This is a genomic window from Serratia sp. PF-27 (assembly GCF_030053255.1).
Taxonomy (GTDB): domain Bacteria; phylum Pseudomonadota; class Gammaproteobacteria; order Enterobacterales; family Enterobacteriaceae; genus Serratia; species Serratia bockelmannii.
In genome coordinates, this window is sequence record NZ_JASGBT010000020.1 from 301,469 (window position 1) to 319,270 (window position 17,802).

The 17,802-nt window shown below is 60.4% G+C and carries 16 protein-coding genes; 6 read left to right on the forward strand and 10 right to left on the reverse strand.

The window, feature by feature from the left end; all coding sequences use genetic code 11:
- Positions 1 to 131: 131 nt before the first annotated feature.
- Positions 132 to 887 carry a CDP-diacylglycerol diphosphatase gene (locus QMZ29_RS14455; RefSeq protein ID WP_197835404.1) on the reverse strand — a complete coding sequence of 252 codons (756 nt, stop codon included), beginning with the start codon at positions 885 to 887 and terminating at the stop codon, positions 132 to 134.
- A gap of 238 nt (positions 888 to 1,125) precedes the next feature.
- Between QMZ29_RS14455 and QMZ29_RS14460 the strand changes: the two genes are divergently transcribed.
- Positions 1,126 to 1,926: an alpha/beta fold hydrolase gene (locus tag QMZ29_RS14460; protein WP_261424363.1), complete on the forward strand. Its 801-nt coding sequence runs from the start codon at positions 1,126 to 1,128 to the stop codon at positions 1,924 to 1,926.
- Between the two features lie 28 nt (positions 1,927 to 1,954).
- On the opposite strand, the gene QMZ29_RS14465 is transcribed toward QMZ29_RS14460, so the two are convergent.
- The 8 genes from QMZ29_RS14465 to QMZ29_RS14500 form a co-directional block, all read right to left on the reverse strand.
- Positions 1,955 to 2,680 (reverse strand): substrate-binding domain-containing protein, encoded by a 726-nt coding sequence (locus QMZ29_RS14465; RefSeq protein WP_261424365.1) that lies wholly within the window; start codon positions 2,678 to 2,680, stop codon positions 1,955 to 1,957.
- Positions 2,673 to 3,452, reverse strand: a complete 780-nt coding sequence (locus QMZ29_RS14470) for an ABC transporter ATP-binding protein (protein WP_261424196.1) — start codon at positions 3,450 to 3,452, stop codon at positions 2,673 to 2,675. The genes QMZ29_RS14465 and QMZ29_RS14470 overlap by 8 nt, the downstream gene beginning before the upstream one ends.
- On the reverse strand, positions 3,445 to 4,446 hold the full coding sequence (locus QMZ29_RS14475; RefSeq protein ID WP_049295215.1) for a FecCD family ABC transporter permease: 1,002 nt from the start codon (positions 4,444 to 4,446) through the stop codon (positions 3,445 to 3,447). Before QMZ29_RS14475 ends, QMZ29_RS14470 begins: the two co-directional genes overlap by 8 nt.
- Positions 4,443 to 5,492: an ABC transporter substrate-binding protein gene (locus QMZ29_RS14480; RefSeq protein ID WP_261424202.1), complete on the reverse strand. Its 1,050-nt coding sequence runs from the start codon at positions 5,490 to 5,492 to the stop codon at positions 4,443 to 4,445. Before QMZ29_RS14480 ends, QMZ29_RS14475 begins: the two co-directional genes overlap by 4 nt.
- A gap of 186 nt (positions 5,493 to 5,678) precedes the next feature.
- Entirely contained in the window at positions 5,679 to 6,071 is a 393-nt protein-coding gene (locus tag QMZ29_RS14485) for a hypothetical protein (protein ID WP_025301979.1), read from the reverse strand.
- A 971-nt stretch (positions 6,072 to 7,042) separates the two neighbouring features.
- Positions 7,043 to 7,966, reverse strand: coding sequence for a DUF7916 family protein (locus QMZ29_RS14490; RefSeq protein ID WP_025301978.1), 924 nt, complete (start codon positions 7,964 to 7,966; stop codon positions 7,043 to 7,045).
- 75 nt (positions 7,967 to 8,041) lie between these two features.
- Entirely contained in the window at positions 8,042 to 10,339 is a 2,298-nt protein-coding gene (gene bglX / locus QMZ29_RS14495; RefSeq protein WP_261424206.1) for a beta-glucosidase BglX, read from the reverse strand.
- Positions 10,340 to 10,451: 112 nt separating this feature from the next.
- Positions 10,452 to 11,372, reverse strand: coding sequence for a LysR substrate-binding domain-containing protein (locus tag QMZ29_RS14500; protein WP_060432645.1), 921 nt, complete (start codon positions 11,370 to 11,372; stop codon positions 10,452 to 10,454).
- A gap of 118 nt (positions 11,373 to 11,490) precedes the next feature.
- Here QMZ29_RS14500 and QMZ29_RS14505 point away from each other — a divergent pair, with 118 nt between their 5' ends.
- Together QMZ29_RS14505 and QMZ29_RS14510 are read left to right on the forward strand one after the other, a co-directional pair.
- Complete coding sequence (locus QMZ29_RS14505; protein ID WP_122004570.1) at positions 11,491 to 12,645, forward strand: pyridoxal phosphate-dependent aminotransferase; 1,155 nt, start codon at positions 11,491 to 11,493, stop codon at positions 12,643 to 12,645.
- Positions 12,646 to 12,679: 34 nt separating this feature from the next.
- On the forward strand, positions 12,680 to 13,459 hold the full coding sequence (locus QMZ29_RS14510; RefSeq protein WP_173889645.1) for an ABC transporter substrate-binding protein: 780 nt from the start codon (positions 12,680 to 12,682) through the stop codon (positions 13,457 to 13,459).
- Between the two features lie 34 nt (positions 13,460 to 13,493).
- Here QMZ29_RS14510 and ddlA read toward each other — a convergent pair whose 3' ends face one another.
- On the reverse strand, positions 13,494 to 14,597 hold the full coding sequence (gene ddlA, locus QMZ29_RS14515; protein WP_015377061.1) for a D-alanine--D-alanine ligase: 1,104 nt from the start codon (positions 14,595 to 14,597) through the stop codon (positions 13,494 to 13,496).
- Positions 14,598 to 14,765: 168 nt separating this feature from the next.
- Between ddlA and QMZ29_RS14520 the strand changes: the two genes are divergently transcribed.
- The 3 genes from QMZ29_RS14520 to dld all read left to right on the forward strand — a co-directional run bounded on the left by QMZ29_RS14520 (position 14,766) and on the right by dld (position 17,592).
- Positions 14,766 to 14,969: a ParD-like family protein gene (locus tag QMZ29_RS14520; protein ID WP_065506039.1), complete on the forward strand. Its 204-nt coding sequence runs from the start codon at positions 14,766 to 14,768 to the stop codon at positions 14,967 to 14,969.
- On the forward strand, positions 14,966 to 15,760 hold the full coding sequence (gene map / locus QMZ29_RS14525) for a type I methionyl aminopeptidase (RefSeq protein WP_261424224.1): 795 nt from the start codon (positions 14,966 to 14,968) through the stop codon (positions 15,758 to 15,760). Before QMZ29_RS14520 ends, map begins: the two co-directional genes overlap by 4 nt.
- A gap of 125 nt (positions 15,761 to 15,885) precedes the next feature.
- Complete coding sequence (dld, locus tag QMZ29_RS14530; protein WP_025301973.1) at positions 15,886 to 17,592, forward strand: D-lactate dehydrogenase; 1,707 nt, start codon at positions 15,886 to 15,888, stop codon at positions 17,590 to 17,592.
- The last annotated feature ends 210 nt before the right edge of the window (positions 17,593 to 17,802 follow it).

Sequence of the window (17,802 nt, forward strand, 5' to 3'; positions counted from 1 at the left end):
CAAATAGTAGATCGAACATGAGAACAGGATCAAGCAGATGAGGGAAAATAAAGTAAAAACGAGTTAATACACTTGGTTAGTTCGTATCGCACGGCATACGCTCCCCCACGACGGGGAGCGATAAGAAAAACTCAGTTCCCCGCCACCGCGCATTGGTAGTCCTGAATTTCACCGGCCGAGCCCAGGTTCAGATCGGTCAGCTTCAAACGGTTCGCCAACAGCAGCATCTCGCCCTGTGGGCTGACCGCCAGCGCCAGGCCATAATTGCCGATGCTGTCGCCCTGCTCGACCACATAGTTGTGCAGTAAACGGAAAGGATCTTCCTGAGTTAAATCGGTGCCCGCCAATTTTCTGGCCAGATAGTGGTGGCCGACCAATTTCACCGCCAGCGGGCGCCACTGTTGATCTAATTGCTCCGCCTGCTGCCCCAGCGCGTTATAGACATCCTGACGCAGGCAGGCAACGTGAATATGCAGCTGATTCTGAGAGCGACCATATTCCGAATTGACCGCCAGAGAAAGCCACGCATCTTTTAGCGGTTTACCCAACTCGCTGGATATATGTTCCCGGTTATTCCACGCCTGGGCGAAATAAGGCGGCGCGTGCTCCGTCTGCAATGCCGGGCTCTCGATGCCGCTGACCTTTTCGGTTGGCATCACCAGGTCGTGATAGGGGCCTTTGCTGTCCTTAAACAACACATAACCTTCGGTTAAATCTACCTTTAAGCAGGGCGCCGGATCGTTGTTCTGCTGCTGATTGGGCACGCACTGTTGGCTGACGATTTGCCACAGCGCATTCGGATTACCACGCCCGAAGAACCACCACAGCACCGCCGCCAGCAGCAAAATGACAAGCAAAATAATTAATAGTCTGAAAAGTCTTTTCATCGCAACACCCTGTTTATCTATTCCATCTCGAAAGGGGCGCCAGCATAAACCAAGGCTCTGGCGTCGACCAGAATATTATCCTTAATGTCACCTTTCATTGACGTCTTGTTAGCAATGGATAATTAAAAATAAGCTTCCACCTGAGTAATTTAAGGTAAATTAATACCGTGGGTTGAATATGAGTGTGATATAAGCAGCCGGGACTCTTTTTATATAAGGAACCGATAAGATGCCAACAATGGGCAAATCCCTGCATTATCTCGACGTAGGTTCAGGCTTTCCATTGCTGTTGGGCCACAGCTATCTGTTCGATCTGAATATGTGGGCGCCGCAGTTCGAAGCGCTGGCTAAACGCTACCGCCTGATCGTGCCGGATCTCTGGGGCCACGGCGATTCACCGGCGCTGCCGCCCGGGCGAAACAGCCTGTCGGATATCGCCGCCGATCATTTGGCGCTGATGGATCATTTGGATATTGAAGAGTTCGGCATCGTCGGCCTGTCCGTCGGCGGCATGTGGGGCGCCGAACTGGCGGCGTTGGCGCCGGAGCGGGTGAAAGTGCTGGCGTTGCTGGACAGCTACCTGGGCGACGAAACCCCAGAAGCGCGGCAGCGTTATATGGGCATGCTGGCGGCCGTTGAACAGGCCGGCGCCATCACGTCGCCCCTGCTGGAACATGTCGCGTCGCTGTTTTATTCCGATGATGTCCCCGATGCCTTATTGCAATCGCTGTTGTGTCAGCTCCAGAACCTGCCTGCCGATCGCCTGCGCGAGAGCATCGTACCGCTGGGCCGGATGATCTTTGGCCGCCCCGACAAGCTGGCGCTGCTGGAACACATCACCGCCGCCAGCATCGTCATTACCGGCGCACAGGATAAGCCGCGCCCACCGGCAGAGGGCCAGCGCATGGCGGATCTTCTCGGCTGCCAACATGTGCTGATCCCCAACGCCGGGCATATCAGCAACAAGGAAAACCCGGCGGCGGTCAACGAAACGCTGCTGGCATTTCTGGCTGAAAACACCACGCCGCTGTTCTGGTAAGATTCTCCGGGCCGCCAGGCCCGGCGAGTCATTCCGTACGCCGCATAAATCCGTGTCGGCTCAGTATGCCCTGCCCTTGTTCGCTCAAGATAAATGCGGCCAACCGCTGCGCACCGTCATCCAACAGGCATAAACCATAATCCGCCTCGATATCCAACGGTGGCGCCAGCGGCCGCAACGCCAACGCCGGGTAGGCCGCCAACGCCGGAGCATAGCTGGCGTAGCCGAGAAAAATATCTGCCTGCCCGCCGGCTATCAGATATTCCGCCGCCAGTCGGCCTGCCGGCACCGGGGCAGAATCTATCCCGCCGACTAACGGTAACGCCCGCCGTCGTAGCGCTTCCCCCTGCCCCGGCCAGTATTGCTCGCAGCGTTCAAAAAGCTGCAGCGCATAATCGCCGGAAGGATCCGCTCCCGGTGTCGAAGTGGCCAGCCGCCAGCGCGGATCGCACAATACCTCAGGAAGCGGACGCTCAGTTAATGCCGGCACGTTGCGAACCGTCACGCAGAGCCGATTGCGCGCAAAAACCTGCACCGCCCCCGCCATCCCGAGATCCGCCAACCTTTGCGGGTGCGCCACGTTGGCCGAGGCGAACAGCTGTGGCCGCTCGCCGTTCTCTATCCGTTGGCGCAACAACCCCGCCGGACCGAATTCCGCCGAAACCTTTTGCCCGGTGTCGCGCTGAAATGCCGACAGCAGCGGCGTAAACGCCAGCCGCAGGCTGCCGGCGGCAAACAGCAGGATATCACTCATCATGTCGCTCCAATTGGCTGCGATACAGCGGCACCAGCGTCGCGTAGCGGCGGCCCGCCACCGTCAGCGGCACCCGTTCGATCGCCAGGCCGAATAAGGGTGACAGGGAATGTGCCGTTAACACCTCGCGGCAGGCACCGAGCTGGCTGCGCCCTTCCTTGCCCAGCAGCAAAGCCCGATCCGCCACCGCATGTGCATGGTTGGGCTGATGCGTGGAGAACACCACCGCCAACTGCTGTTCCCGCGCCAGGCGCGCCATCAGGCTCAATACCCGATCCTGGTAATGCAGATCCAGCGCCGAAGTCGGTTCATCCAGAATCAACACCTCGCAGCGCATCGCCAATGCGCGGGCGATCATCACCAACTGGCGTTGGCCGCCGGATAGGCTGCCAAACTCACGCTCTGCCAGGTGCTGTAAATCCAACGACTGCAACGCTTCTCTGGCCAGCCGATGATCCTTGGCTGACGGGGAACGGAACAGGCCAACATGGCGTGCTCGCCCCATCAACACGATATCCAGCACCCGATAGGCAAACGGCGGCGAAAAGTGCTGCGGGACAAAGCCTATCTCGCCGCGGCGCTCAATCTCGCCGGATTGCGGCGTCAGGCTGCCTAACAGCAGCTGCAGCAGCGTGCTTTTACCGCGCCCATTCGGGCCCAATACCGCCAGCACTTCACCGCGCCGCAGCTGAATATCCAGGTGTTGGAACAGCGGGGGCCCGCCAGGCCAGGCAAAATTCACGCCCCTGGCGGCCAATAACGCGTCAGTCATGCCAGCCTCTTACTTGCGCGCGGCGCAGCAGCAGTGCGAACAATGGCGCGCCAATCAGCGCGGTCAGGATGCCCAGCGGGATTTCGCTGCTGCTCAACGTGCGCGCCAAATCGTCGATCAACAGCATGTACAGGGCGCCTAGGCAAAGCGAAGCCGGCAACAGGCGCCGGTGATCCGGCCCCACCAGCCGTCTTGCGACGTGCGGGATCACCAAGCCGACCCACCCGATGCTGCCGCTGACCGCCACCTGAGCGGCCACGATGGCGGCACACAGCGTCAGTATCAGCCAGCGGGTACGCTCAACGTTGATGCCGAGCGCACCGGCATCTTCATCGCCTAACGACAGCAGATTGATGCGCCAGCGCAGCGCCAGCAGCAGACCGCCGGCCAACAGTAAAGGTAAAAACAGCATCAGCAGCTTTTGCCGATCGGCGGTGGCAAAGCTGCCGAGCAGCCAAAACACGATGCTCGGCAGCTTCTCTTCGGTATCCGCCAGATATTGCATCAGGCTAACGCAGGCGGAGAAAAAACCGCTGAGGATCACCCCCGCCAGTACCAACGAGAGAATATTGCGCCGTGCAATGGCGCTGGTGAGGGTGAAAATCAACAGCAGTGCCGCCATGCCGAAAACAAAAGCCGACAGCAGCAGCGCCGCCAACGGCAGGCTGAGCAGGATAGCCAGCGTACCGCCAAAGGCCGCGCCGGAAGACACGCCGATAATATGCGGATCGACCAGCGGATTGCGAAAGACGCCTTGCAAAGCCGCGCCACACAGGGCCAGCGCCGCGCCGGCGCCCATCGCCAACAGCACCCGCGGCAAGCGCACCCCCAGGATCACCTGGCGTTGGACAGCATCGATGCCGGCATAATGCTGCCCGGTGAATGGCTCCAGCAAAATCATCAGGCTGTGCGTAATCGGCACCTGAAAGCGGCCAACACCGAGCGAAAACAGCGCGCAGCACAGCGTCAGCAGCGCCAACCAACCCAGCTTCATTGCCCGCTCTGGCAACAGGTGGCGCGGTAATAGCGTTGATAGTAAGTATCGACCCGCTGCTGCAGATGGATATCGGCAAAACGCTGCGGGTAAAGTTTTTTCGCCATCCACAACTCACCCAACGCCATCGCCTCCGGCATCGGATATCCCCAGGCCTTGGCGTACTCCGGCATCAGGTAGACCCGCTTATTCTTCACCGCGTCAATCGGCTGCCACTGCGGTGACGTCAGGATCTGTTTCACCACGTCCGGGTAGCGTTCTTGCACGAAAATCACCGCCGGATCCCACTTCAGGACATCCTCGATAGAGACCTGTTTAAACCCCTGGATCTCTTTCGCCGCCACGTTGAGCGCACCCGCGTGCCGCATCATCAACCCGGTATATTTGCCGGCACCGTAGGTGGTGAGATCGGGGTTGGCCATATACACCCGCACCCGCCGATCGTCCGGCAGCGTGCCCAGCCGTTCGGCGACCAGGGCACGCTGCTGAGTGACGTCCTTAATCAGCGCTTCGGCCTGAGGCTGACGCTCCATCACCTCGCCAATCAGCCGAATACCGTCCTGCAGCCCCAGCGTATAGGCCCGATCTTCATCGCTCAGTTGAGGGTTCATTTTGCCCGCCTGATCGGCCGCCTCGCGGCGCAGCGAGATAGCCACCACCGGAATGCCCACCCGTTCGATCTGTGCAATCATTTCCGGCGGCGCATAGTTGGCCACAAACACCACCTGTGGATGCAGGCCGAGCAGGCTTTCAATATTCACCGAAGTCAGATCGCCCGGCATCGGCAGGGTTGCCAGCGTCGGTGCCAGCCGCAGGTAGTTTGGCCCCAGCTGCTTTTTCCAACTGCTAAGCTCGCCGACCACCTGCGGCATCGCATCAAGCTGCACCAATAGGTTCAGCGTCTGGTGTTGCAACACCACGGCACGGGTAATGTGATCGGGCAGCGTGACCTGACGGTTGAGCTGATCGGTGACCTGGCGATCCGCCAGGGCGGCGGTAGAGAACAACGCGAGCGCCAGCATCAGGCGCGGGAGAAAGTTAAACATGGCAGTGACCGGTTGATTATCGTTATATATCTAATAATATAGCGATGGGCATGGCGAAACAATCAGCGAGATCAAACCCTATGCCATGTATGCAGGAAGAAAAACGAGGAGATAACGATGGGAAAGAAGCGGATCCGCCGGAACGCCGGCAGATCCTGAGCACCAGAACGAGCGCGTGAAAAGCGCTTATTGGCCGATAGACGTCAGGCCCTGGCGGATCCCTTCGTCAGCCTGCTGGCACCACGCCTGCAGCCCCTGCGGCGCTTCCTTCTCCAACGCGACCACTTTGCCGTCGTCGTTCAGCACATTGCCTTCACGGCCCATCGCTTCACGCTTGTCGCCATCGCGGGTATCAACGCCGCCCGGAATAGCCGCCACGTAGGCCACCATTTTCTTGGCGTTGTCGATGCTCTCCGCTTTCAGGAAACCTTTATCGACGCAGTAGGACATCAGCCCGGCGGTATTACGCGTGATGTCATAGACGTTCTTCAACGCGGCAGGATCCATCCCTTCGGCATTGGCGGTGTTAAACAGGCCCAGAGTCGCGGCAATCATGCCGGTCAGAATGCTCTTTTTCATTGTTATCTCGTTTTAATAATGAAGTAGTTAATTTTTAATTATTCACAAAAAAATGTGAATGCCGGTACGATATAACGGCGCCCTAGATTAACACAACACTAACGCGTTAATAACTGTGGTTACGTTAGCGCCTAATAAAATAAAAACGCATGGTGGGGTTATTGCCTCCTCCCGGCGTCAGTTTTTTACGTTCGACATTGACCGCGCTCAATTCAAATTTAAAATAGTCTCATCATGGAATTATTCGTAACGAAATCGTTGGCCCGCGGTCAATCACGTTCCGCACTTTGCCAACCCGCCCCGGCGTGGCATAGCCTGTTAAGACGCGCCATGCCATAGTGGAAGGGGATTCGCTTGAACCCTTCCGTCCGGCCGCCGCAATGCGACGATAAAACCCTTCTCGATATCACGATGAATTTATATCTTTATCCGGCGGTGCTTATTGCGCACCGCTTGGGCATCTTTGAGTTTATTGCTCAGCCCCCCGCAGCCTGGCCAATATATGCACTCAGGCCAATCTGGAAAGACGCCCAGCGGAAACGTTGGCCATGGCGCTATTGGCATTGAAATTGATCGCCAGAGACGGCGATACATTCTCTCTCTAGCCGGAAGCGGAAACCTTTTTGTTAAAAAACAACCCGCATTACTTCGGTTATTTTTGGGATTTGATGATTGAAAACAGCGAGATTTTCTCGCTGAAAAACCTGGAAAACGCCATCAGAAAAAATACCTCGCCGATCTACGACGAGCAGGAGCTGTTCGAAGCGCATACGCTCGACGCCGACAGAATGCGGCGTTTTACCCACGCCATACCCAGCCTGAGCGTGGGATCGGCCAGCGTTTGGCCGCGCTGCCCCCCCTCGCTCGGCGCTGGATATCGCCGACCAACTGCTCGACGTCGGCGTCGGGCCTGCTCAATTACTGCCGTCGCTCGGCTACTACAGCATCGTGACGGCGCAAAAAACCCAGGCTTAGCGGTTCACCGAACGCGCCATGCGGCTGTAGGTGTGGCGCACGCCGCGAATCGCCACGCTGTAGGCGAAGATGTTTTCCGGCAGCGCCAGCCCCAGATAGCCGGTATCGCCGATATGGTGCAGGTCCGCGCCGGCCATTTTGCTCATCAGCGCAATCTGCCGCACGGTCTGCACGTCGGCCCCCTCTTGCGAGGTGCCGATCGCCGTCATCGCCAGCGCTCCCTGCCGCTGGGCATAGGCGATCAGCGCCGCCACTTTTTCCTGCGACATGCCGGGAATGGTGCCCGGCGCCGGCAACAGCACGATGTCGGCACCGTTTTCCACAAACAGCGCGATGTCCTGCTCGCCGATCAGCTGGCTGCCGCTTTCGCGCACAATGCCGGCGCCGTGCATCTTGCCGGTCACCAGCACCATCTCGTCGCCCACTTCATCGCGAATCGCTTTCAGCGCGGCGGCGATCGCCTGATTGCTGACGCCGTTGTTCGGGTTGCCGGTCAGCACCAGCATGCGCGCGCCGAGCTGATACAGCTTGCGGGCATTCTCGGCGGTGGCGGCGCGGCCCGCCGTCATCTGCCAGAAGTCGTTATGTTCGGTGGCGAAAGCCGGATCGACGGCCTCCAGGTTCACCCCGATCACCCGCCCGGTCAGGCGCTGCAGCGTGCGCAGCGCCTCCTGCGGCGGCACGTCGGCGGGCAGGCCCGCGATATGCGGACGATCGACGTCGAACAGGTTCAACAGCAGCAGGTCGGCGCCCTGGCTAGCCGCCAGTTCGGCGTTGGTGACGTTATTGAGCAGCGGCTGAGTGACTACGATGGTTTCGCTGACCAAGATGCGCCCTTCGCTGGCGCGGATGGCATAGAGCAGATCGGCTTTGCCGATATCGGCCAGATCGCTGGCGCTGCAGTCCAGATAGCGTTTCATGAGGCAAGCTCCGGTGACGTTAGCGGAAAGGGATGGATGCCCCCTCTCCCACCGCAGTGAAAGAGGGGGAAAAGGTTACTTCAGCGTAAAGCTTTGCGCCTGCACGTTGTCGGAATCCAGGCCGACGAACACGTTGAATTTGCCCGGCTCCGCCCCCCATTTCAGGCTGGCGTTGTAGAACTTCAGATCGTCTTCGCTAATCGGCAGCTCAACCTGCTGCGACTGACCGGCCTTCAGCGTCACTTTCTTGAAGTTGCGCAGCTCTTTCACCGGCCGGCTGACCGAGGCGGTCACGTCCTGCAGATACAGCTGCACCACCGTGGCGCCGTCGTACTTGCCGGTATTCTTCAGCGTGACGCTGGCGGTTAACTTGCCGTTGCGCGCCATCGTCGGGCTGGACAATTTCAGGTCCGACAGGCTGAAGGTGGTGTAGCTCAGGCCGTAGCCGAACGGATACAGCGGGCCGTTCGGCGAATCGAAGTAGCGCGAGGTGTACTTGCCCGGATTCTCCTTGCCGAACGGCCGGCCGGTGTTCAGGTGGTTGTAGTACATTGGGATCTGGCCGACCGAGCGCGGGAAGGTCATCGGCAGCTTGCCCGACGGGTTGTAATCGCCGAACAGCACGTCCGCCACCGCGTTGCCGCCCTCGGTGCCGCTGTACCAGGTTTCCAGCATCGCGTCCGCCTGCTCGCTCTCCCAGCTCAATGCCAGCGGGCGGCCGTTCATCAGCACCAGCACCAGCGGCTTGCCGGTGGCTTTCAGCGCGGCAATCAGATCGCGCTGGTTCTGCGGGATCCTGATGTCGGCGCGGCTGGAGGCCTCGTGCGCCATACCCTGCGATTCCCCCACCACCGCCACCACCACGTCGGCCTTGTTCGCCGCCTGTACCGCTTCGTCGATCATTTGCTGCGGCGAACGGGTATCGAACGCCACCGCCGGCTCATACTCGTTCAAATAGTCGATGATGCCTTTATCCTGCGTGACGTTGGCGCCCTTGGCGTACAGAATGCGCGCCTTGTCGCCCACCGCCCGCTCCAGCCCCTCACGCAGGGTGACCGACTGCTTGACCACCCCGGCGGCCGACCAACTGCCCATCACGTCACGCTGGCTGTCGGCCATCGGCCCGACCAGCGCGATGGTCGCCTGCTTGCTCAGCGGCAGCGTCTGCTTATCGTTCTTCAGCAGCACCATCGTCTTGCGCGCCACCACCCGCGCTTCGGCGCGGTGCAGGCGGCTTTCGGCGTTGGTGTCCTGCGGATCGGAACCCGCCGGGCCCAGATGCACGTAAGGATTGGTGAACAGCCCCATGTCGTATTTGGTGTTCAGCACGTCGCGGCAGGCGCGGTCGATATCGCTTTCAGGCACCAGCCCGTCTTTCACCAGGCCCGGCAGGTATTTGTCGTAAAACTCGTCGCTCATGCTCATGTCGACGCCGGAGGTGATCGCCAGCCGCACCGCGTCGCGCGCGTCGGCGGCCACGCCGTGTTTAATCAGCTCTTTGATCGCGCCGTGGTCGCTGATGGTGATGCCTTTAAAGCCCCACTGCTCGCGCAGCAGATCTTTCAGCAGCCACGGGTTGGCGGTGGCCGGCACGCCGTTCACCGAGTTGAGCGACACCATCACCCCGCCGCTGCCGGCGTCCACCGCCGCTTTGTAGGGCGGCAGATAGTCCTGATGCATGCGCAGCGGGCTCATGTCGACGGTGTTGTAGTCGCGGCCGCCTTCGACGGCGCCGTACAATGCAAAGTGCTTGACGCTGGCCATCACCGAACCGGGTTTGGCCGGATCGCCGTTCTGGAAACCGTCGACCATCACCTTGGCGATTTTCGAGACCAGCCAGGTGTCTTCGCCGAAGCCTTCGGAGACCCGGCCCCAGCGCGGATCGCGGGTGATATCGACCATCGGCGCGAAGGTCATGTTCAGGCCGTCATCGCTGGCCTCTTGCGCCGCGACCCGGGCGCTGAGCGCGATGGCTTCCAGATCGAAGCTGGCCGCCAGCCCCAGGCTGATCGGGAACACGGTGCGCTGACCGTGCACCACGTCATAGGCGAAGAACAATGGGATTTTCAGGCGGCTGAGCTGCATCGCCTGATCCTGCATCACCCGGATATCCGGCCGGGTAACGGTATTGAAAATGGCGCCGATCTGCCCTTTGCGGATCCCCTCGCGGATCGCTTCTTTCGGGTTATCCGGCCCGACGCTGATCAGCCGCAGCTGGCCGATCTTCTCTTCCAGCGTCATCTGCTTCATCAAATTGGACACGAAGGCGTCGCGCTGCTGGGCGTGAATGCCCTGCGTTATCGGCGTTTCCTGCGCAAAAGCCGGACTGAGGGCCAGACCGGACAACATACTCACCACACAAAGCCATTTCATCTTGTTTTATCTCAGGCGTGTTTCCGCCGCTAAAGCCGCGGGGTTTAATCGGAGTGAAGAAACAGTTTGCCACACTCTGTTTCATCGCCAAGGGAATTCGCATCGCTAATGTTTACAAAGCATTACAGGTCATCGGCAGGTAATTCTGTAGCCGGGCGCGGCTGTCGGCGGCCTCCGCCGCCAGAAAATCGACCAGCGCGGTTAACGTCGGCGGCGCCACCGTGCGTTCAGGATAGACCAAATAATAGGCCGCGCCGCTGCTGACGCAGAGCGGGAACGGCGTCACGATACGCTGCGCCTGAATATCCTCCTCCAGCAGGCACAGATCGCCGATGGCGATGCCAAACCCCTGCAGCGCGGCGCTCATTGCCAGATCGAGGGTATCAAAATGCTGGGCCTTGCCGGACGGCAACGCATCGGCGCCCGCTGCCTTCAGCCAGCGCAGCCAGTCGCGCCGATCGCGCGTCGGGTGCAGCAGGGTTTTGTCCGTCAAGTCCGTCAGCCGAGGCGTCGGCGGCAGAAATGTCGGCGTGCAGACCGGCGTGAGGATTTCATCGAACAGCAGGTGCGCGGTCAGCTTTTTACCCGGCGGCCGGCCGAATACCACCGCGGCATCAAACTGCTCGGTACTGAAATCCAGGCCGTGCGACACCGAAGCGGTCAGCTCGATATGCATGTCCGGCCGTTCATTTTGCAGGCGAATAATGCGCGGCAGCACCCAACGCATGGCGCAGGTCGGGCATTTGATGCGCAGCGCCCCTGGCGGGGCGGCGGCCCGCGTCAGGGCTTCATCCAACTGCCCCAGCGCTTGCTGCACCGGCGCCAGAAGCTGCGCGCCCTGCGGCGTCAGCGCCAAACCGCGCGCCTGACGGCTGAACAGCGGATAGCCCAGACGCTGTTCCAGCCCGAGAATTTGCCGGCTGACCGCCCCCTGCGTCAGGTGCAGCTGCCGGGCGGCATGGGTAAAGTTGAGGCGTTGCGCCACCACCACAAAGGTTTTCAATACGTCGAGCGACGGCAGGGATATCGGCATAGCGTGCCTCGATTAGGTATGATCGTAGTGCATGGCAAGTATGACAAACTTTCCCTTGTCCGCCTACGCCGGCTGATGCTTAATCGCTCAACACTTCCCTGTTTGCCTGGAGCCCATCATGCAGAGCGCCTGCTCACCCCGCTCGAAGCTGCCGGACGTCGGCACCACCATCTTCACCGTCATTGGCCAACTCAGCGCCGAACATCAGGCCCTCAACCTGTCGCAGGGCGCGCCCAATTTCGCCGGAGACCCGCAGCTGATCGAGGCAACGGCGCAAGCCATGCGCGCAGGTCATAACCAATACGCGCCGATGAGCGGCGTGGCGGCATTACGTGCTGCTCTGGCGGAAAAAGCTGAACGATTGTATGGCGCGCGCTATGACGCCGACGAAGAAATCACGGTGATCGCCAGCGCCAGCGAAGGGCTGTACTCGGCGATCAGCGCGCTGGTGCATCCCGGCGACGAGGTGATCTATTTCGAACCGGCGTTCGACAGCTATGCGCCGATCGTGCGCCTGCAGGGCGCCACGCCGGTGGCGATCAAACTGTCGCTGCAGGACTTTCGCGTCGACTGGGACGAAGTGGCCGCCGCCATCAACGGCAAAACGCGCATGATCATCGTCAACACGCCGCACAACCCGACCGGCGCCGTGTTCGACGCGCAGGATATCGACCGCCTGACCGCCCTGACCCGCGACACCGATATCGTGATCTTGTCCGACGAGGTCTACGAGCATGTGGTGTTCGACGGCGATATTCACCACAGCATGGCGCGCTATCCGCAGCTGGCCGAACGCAGCGTGATCGTGTCGTCGTTCGGCAAAACCTACCACGTCACCGGCTGGCGCGTTGGCTATTGCCTGGCGCCGGCGGCGTTGATGGACGAGATCCGCAAGGTGCACCAGTTCATGGTGTTCTCCGCCGATACGCCGATGCAGTACGCCTTCGCCGCCGCGCTCGCCAATCCGCAGAGCTACCTGGGGCTGGCGGCGTTTTACCAACAAAAGCGCGATCTGCTGGCCAGCGCCCTGCAGGATTCGCGCTTTGAGCTGCTGCCCAGCCGCGGCAGCTTCTTCATGCTGGCCCGCTTTAGCGGCTTCAGCCACGAAAGCGACAATGATTTCGCCGTGCGCTTGATCCGCGAAGCGAAGGTGGCGACGATCCCGCTGTCGGCGTTCTACAGCGACGGCACCGATACCGGCCTTATTCGGCTGAGTTTTTCCAAAGATAACGAGACCCTGCTGGAAGGCGCGCGCCGCCTGAGCCAGGTGTAATTTTTTGTCCGACCATGGGAAAGGGGCACTGCCTATGAAAGCTTTGAAAACGCTGTTCGCCGCCGGATGCCTGCTGGCCGCCGGCTCTTCTCTGGCGGCGGAAAACAGCCTGCGTTTCGGCCTGGAAGCGCTGTATCCGCCGTTCGAATCCAAATCCGCCAGCGGCAAACTGGAAGGGTTCGACATCGAGCTGGGCGACGCGGTGTGCGCCGCCGCGCAGTTGCAATGCAGCTGGGTGGAAACCTCGTTCGACAGCCTGATCCCGGCGCTGCAGGCGCGCAAGTTCGACGCCATCAACTCGGCGATGAACGTGACCGAACAGCGGCGCCAGGCGATCGCCTTTACCGACGCCATCTATCAGGTGCCGAACCGCCTGATCGCCAAGGCCGACAGCGGCCTGCTGCCGGACGCCAAAGCGCTGGCGGGCAAACACGTGGGCGTGCTGCAAGGCTCGATTCAGGAGATTTACGCCAAAACCCATTGGGCGCCGGCGGGCGTGGACGTGGTGTCTTATCAGGATCAGAATCAGGTTTACCTTGATCTGGCGGCCGGTCGGCTCGACGCCACGCTGGTGATGGCACCGTCGGGGCAAAGCGGCTTCCTGTCGCAGCCGGACGGCAAGGGCTTCGCCTTCGTCGGCGAGGCGGTGCTCGACGACAAGATCCTCGGTGAAGGCATTGCCTTCGGCCTGCGTAAAGGGGATGAGGCGCTGAAGAAGAAACTGGATGCCGCCATCGCCAAAGTGAAACAGCAAGGCACAGTGGCGGCGCTGTCGAAGAAGTATTTCGGCGATATCGACGTGACGGTGAAGTGATGGACGGGGGCGGCACCGCCGCCCCCTGCCGCGTTTAGCGATCGAACACCGAACTGTTAAGCGCGCGATCCTGCTGGTGGCGCTCCAGCGCCAATTCGATCAGGCGCGTGATCAGCGCCTGGTAGCTGACGCCGCTGGCGGCCCACAGCTTGGGATACATGCTGATGTTGGTGAAGCCCGGCAGCGTGTTGATCTCGTTGATCACCACCTGGTTATCCGGCGTCAGGAACACATCCACCCGCGCCAGCCCGAAGCACTCCAGCGCGCGGAACGCCTTCAGCGCCACCTCACGGATGTGGTCGCTCACTTCCGGCGCGATCGCCGCCGGCACCACCACCTGAGCGCCCTGCTCATTGATGTATTTGGTGTCGTAGGAGTAGAAAGCGTCGCTCAGCACGATCTCGCCGCACACGCTGGCCTGCGGATCGTCGTTCCCCAGCACCGCGCACTCGATCTCGCGGCCGACGATCGCCGACTCCACCAGCACTTTGTGATCGAAGCTGAAGGCCAGTGCCACCGCCGCGTCAAACTCGGCGCGGTTCTCCACCTTGCTGACCCCGACCGACGAGCCCTGGTTGGCCGGCTTGACGAACAGCGGCAGGCCGAGGCGCTCGCTCAGTTGCTCAAACGTGAACCCGGCGCGGTTGGCGCGGGTCAGGGTGACGAAAGGCGCCACCGCCAGCCCGGCGTCGCGCAGCAGGCGCTTGGTCACGTCTTTATCCATGCTGACCGCCGAGCCAAGCACGCCGGCGCCGACGAACGGCATATTGGCCATGCGCAGCAGCCCCTGCAGCGAGCCGTCTTCCCCCAGCGTGCCGTGCACGATCGGGAAGATGACGTCGAGCTGGCCCAGCGCGCCGGCGCTGCCCGCTTCGATCAGCTGCTGTTTTTCCTGGCCCGGGATCAGCGCCACGTTCTTGTTCGAGCGGTTCAGCGCGATCAGCGCCGGGTTCTCGGCGTTGAGCAGGTAGTTGGAGGCGTCGTTGATGTGCCACTGCCCCTGTTTGTCGATCCCCAGCAGCGTGACGTCAAACTTCTCTTTGTCGATTGCATCCACAATGTTTTTGGCCGACTGCAGCGACACCTCATGCTCCGCCGATTTACCGCCAAAAATCACCCCAACACGTAGTTTAGTCACGCCTTAAATCCTTCTGAAAAATCATGGCAAAAAAGTCGTTCATCACAATAAACGCATTGTCTGGCGGCGGCAATCGTTGTTGCCAGAATCTTCTTACGCCACAGAATGCCACATCGCGACCATCCTAAACGTATACACTTCATATATTGTTCATTTATGGAGACGCCGATGGGCATCGTAAAAATTTCGGACGTGCTGCATGACGATCTGCGCCTCGCCAGCCTGACCATGACGCGTTCGATCAACGCGCAGGCCGAGTACTGGATCAAGATTGGCATGCTGGCGGAGTTCCATCCGGAACTGACTTACCCGCAACTGGTAAAAAAAATGATGAAAGATAACGCGCTGACGCTGAAGGAGATTGTCGGGTGAAAGAGATTGTGATTAAAACGCCGGAAGAGATTGCCAAAATGCGCCATTCCGGCGCCCTGCTGGCCAAAGTGTTTGCTATGCTCGATGAGGTCATCGTCGAAGGCATCTCCACCATGGAGATCAACGACCGCGCCGAGGCGTTTATCGTCGAAGAACTGAAATCGCGCCCGGCCAGCAAGGGGCAGTATGATTTCCCCTATGTGCTCAACACCTCAATCGACGACGTGGTGTGCCACGGGGTGCCGTCGGCCAGCAAAATCCTGCGTTCCGGCATGATTGTCAACGTAGATATCACGCTGGAAAACGGCGGCTACATCGCCGACTCCAGCAAGATGTACTGCATCGGCCAGGCGACGCCGCTGGCCAAACGGCTGGTGAACAACGTCTATGAATCGATGTGGCAGGGCATTCGCGCGGTGAAACCGGGCGCCACCCTGGGTGATATCGGCCACGCCATCCAGCGGCATGCCGAGCAGGCCGGCTACAGCATCGTGCGGGAGTATTGCGGCCACGGCATCGGCCGCGACATGCACGAAGAGCCGGCGGTATTGCACTACGGTCAACCCGGCAGCGGTCTGGTGCTGCAAGAGGGCATGGTGTTCACCATCGAGCCGATGATCAACCAGGGCGACCGCCGCATCAAGCAGAAGAAGGACGGCTGGACGGTGGTGACGCGCGACAAAAAACTGTCGGCGCAGTGGGAACATACCGTGGCGGTCACCGCCGACGGCGTGGAGATTCTGACGCTGCGCGACGAAGAGCGCCGCGCCAGCTACGCCGAACGCTACTAAATACGCAAGCCATTAGCTTAACAAGCTGATAGCTTAATAAGTTATTCACTTGATAACCTCTTAGCTTATGTGCGGCACTCCGGCGCCGCGGTTAAAGCGACGGAGATGACAGGGAGACAGGCAGCATGCAGTCAGGCAATCAGACGTTTATCAATCAGCTCAAAGACATCGTCGGCGGCCCGCAGCTGTTGACCGGCGATCGCAACACCGAGCGGTATCGCAAGGGGTTCCGCTCCGGCGAAGGCCAGGCGCTGGCGGTGGTGTTTCCCACTAGCCTGCTGCAGCTGTGGCGCATTTTGCAGGCCTGCGTGGCTGCCGACAAAATCGTCATTATGCAGGCCGCCAATACCGGCCTGACCGAAGGGTCAACCCCCAGCGGCAACGACTATGACCGCGACATCGTCATCGTCAGCACTCTGCGCCTCGATCATATTCAGGTGCTGGACAACGGCAAGCAGGTGGTCGGCTTCCCCGGCAGCACCCTGCACCACCTCGAGAAATTGCTCAAACCCTACGGCCGCGAACCGCATTCGGTGATCGGCTCCTCCTGCATCGGCGCCTCGGTGATCGGCGGCGTATGCAACAACTCCGGCGGCTCGCTGGTGAAACGCGGCCCGGCCTATACCGAAATGGCGCTGTACGCCCAGTTAGGGGAAGACGGCCAGCTGCGCCTGGTGAACCATCTGGGCATCCGGCTTGGCGACACGCCGGAAGAGATCCTCACCCGGTTAGAAAAAGGCGACTATCGCCCGACAGACGTCGAGTACGGCGAGTTGCGCGCCTCGGATAACGAGTACGCCAGCCGGGTGCGCGACGTCGATGCCGACACCCCTTCCCGCTTCAACGCCGACAAACGCCGCCTGTACGAAGCCTCCGGCTGCGCCGGCAAGCTGGCGGTGTTCGCGGTGCGGCTCGACACCTTCGAGAAAGAGGGCAAAGAGCAGGTGTTCTATATCGGCACCAACCACACCGCGGTGCTGACCGAACTGCGCCGCCACATGCTGAGCAAATTCGAAAACCTGCCGGTGGCCGGTGAGTACATGCACCGTGATATCTTCGACATCGCCGAGGTGTACGGCAAAGACACCTTCATGATGATCGACAAGCTCGGCACCGATCAGATGCCGCGCTTCTTCACCCTGAAAGGCCGCATGGATGCCAGCCTCAACAAGCTGCCGCTGCTGCCGCACAACCTGACCGATCGGCTGATGCAGGGCCTGAGCCATCTGGCACCGAGCCACCTGCCGAAGCGCATGAAGGAATACCGCGAACGTTTCGAACACCACCTGCTGCTGAAGATGGCCGGCCCCGGCGTAGACGAAGCACAGCGCTATCTGACCGACTATTTCGCCCAGGCCGAAGGCGCCTTCTTCGCCTGCACGCCTGACGAAGGCAAAAAGGCCTTCCTGCACCGCTTCGCCGCCGCCGGTGCCGCCGTGCGCTACCACGCGGTGCACGCCGACAAGGTGGAGGATATTCTGGCGCTGGATATCGCCCTGCGCCGCAACGACACCGACTGGTTTGAAACGCTGCCGCCGGAGATCGACAGCCAGCTGGTGCATAAGCTGTATTACGGCCACTTTATGTGCCACGTCTTCCATCAGGACTACGTGGTGAAAAAAGGCGTGGACAGCCATGCGCTGAAAGAAAAGATGCTCGAGATCCTCAACCGGCGCGGCGCCGAGTACCCGGCGGAGCATAACGTTGGCCACCTGTACCACGCCAAACCGGATCTGCAAACGTTCTACCGCACCGCCGATCCAACCAACAGCTTCAACCCCGGCATCGGCAAAACCAGCAAACGCAAAGGCTGGGCCGAAGACCCCCGCTAAACGCCGCACGATCGGCCCGCCGCCGCACCCGGCGCGGGCCTCCTCTGCCCTACCTGCCTCATCGCGATCTTTCTGCGCCTTTAAAGATGCATTTTTATTGCAACTTATAAAATTCCCGATTACCATTCACCCCATCATCGCAAATGAGAATTAATTACAAAGCTGTCATGACGGATACATGACATCCGCCGTGGCATTCACCGCGAAGTT

Coding starts and splice junctions, on each gene's coding strand:
- QMZ29_RS14470 (WP_261424196.1), bottom strand. CDS start 3,452: ATGACTGACGCGTTATTGGCCGCCAGGGGCGTGAATTTTGCCTGGCCT.
- QMZ29_RS14520 (WP_065506039.1), top strand. CDS start 14,766: ATGGGCATCGTAAAAATTTCGGACGTGCTGCATGACGATCTGCGCCTC.
- QMZ29_RS14475 (WP_049295215.1), bottom strand. CDS start 4,446: ATGAAGCTGGGTTGGTTGGCGCTGCTGACGCTGTGCTGCGCGCTGTTT.
- dld (WP_025301973.1), top strand. CDS start 15,886: ATGCAGTCAGGCAATCAGACGTTTATCAATCAGCTCAAAGACATCGTC.
- QMZ29_RS14510 (WP_173889645.1), top strand. CDS start 12,680: ATGAAAGCTTTGAAAACGCTGTTCGCCGCCGGATGCCTGCTGGCCGCC.
- QMZ29_RS14500 (WP_060432645.1), bottom strand. CDS start 11,372: ATGCCGATATCCCTGCCGTCGCTCGACGTATTGAAAACCTTTGTGGTG.
- bglX (WP_261424206.1), bottom strand. CDS start 10,339: ATGAAATGGCTTTGTGTGGTGAGTATGTTGTCCGGTCTGGCCCTCAGT.
- QMZ29_RS14460 (WP_261424363.1), top strand. CDS start 1,126: ATGGGCAAATCCCTGCATTATCTCGACGTAGGTTCAGGCTTTCCATTG.
- QMZ29_RS14480 (WP_261424202.1), bottom strand. CDS start 5,492: ATGTTTAACTTTCTCCCGCGCCTGATGCTGGCGCTCGCGTTGTTCTCT.
- QMZ29_RS14465 (WP_261424365.1), bottom strand. CDS start 2,680: ATGAGTGATATCCTGCTGTTTGCCGCCGGCAGCCTGCGGCTGGCGTTT.
- QMZ29_RS14455 (WP_197835404.1), bottom strand. CDS start 887: ATGAAAAGACTTTTCAGACTATTAATTATTTTGCTTGTCATTTTGCTG.
- QMZ29_RS14485 (WP_025301979.1), bottom strand. CDS start 6,071: ATGAAAAAGAGCATTCTGACCGGCATGATTGCCGCGACTCTGGGCCTG.
- QMZ29_RS14505 (WP_122004570.1), top strand. CDS start 11,491: ATGCAGAGCGCCTGCTCACCCCGCTCGAAGCTGCCGGACGTCGGCACC.
- QMZ29_RS14490 (WP_025301978.1), bottom strand. CDS start 7,966: ATGAAACGCTATCTGGACTGCAGCGCCAGCGATCTGGCCGATATCGGC.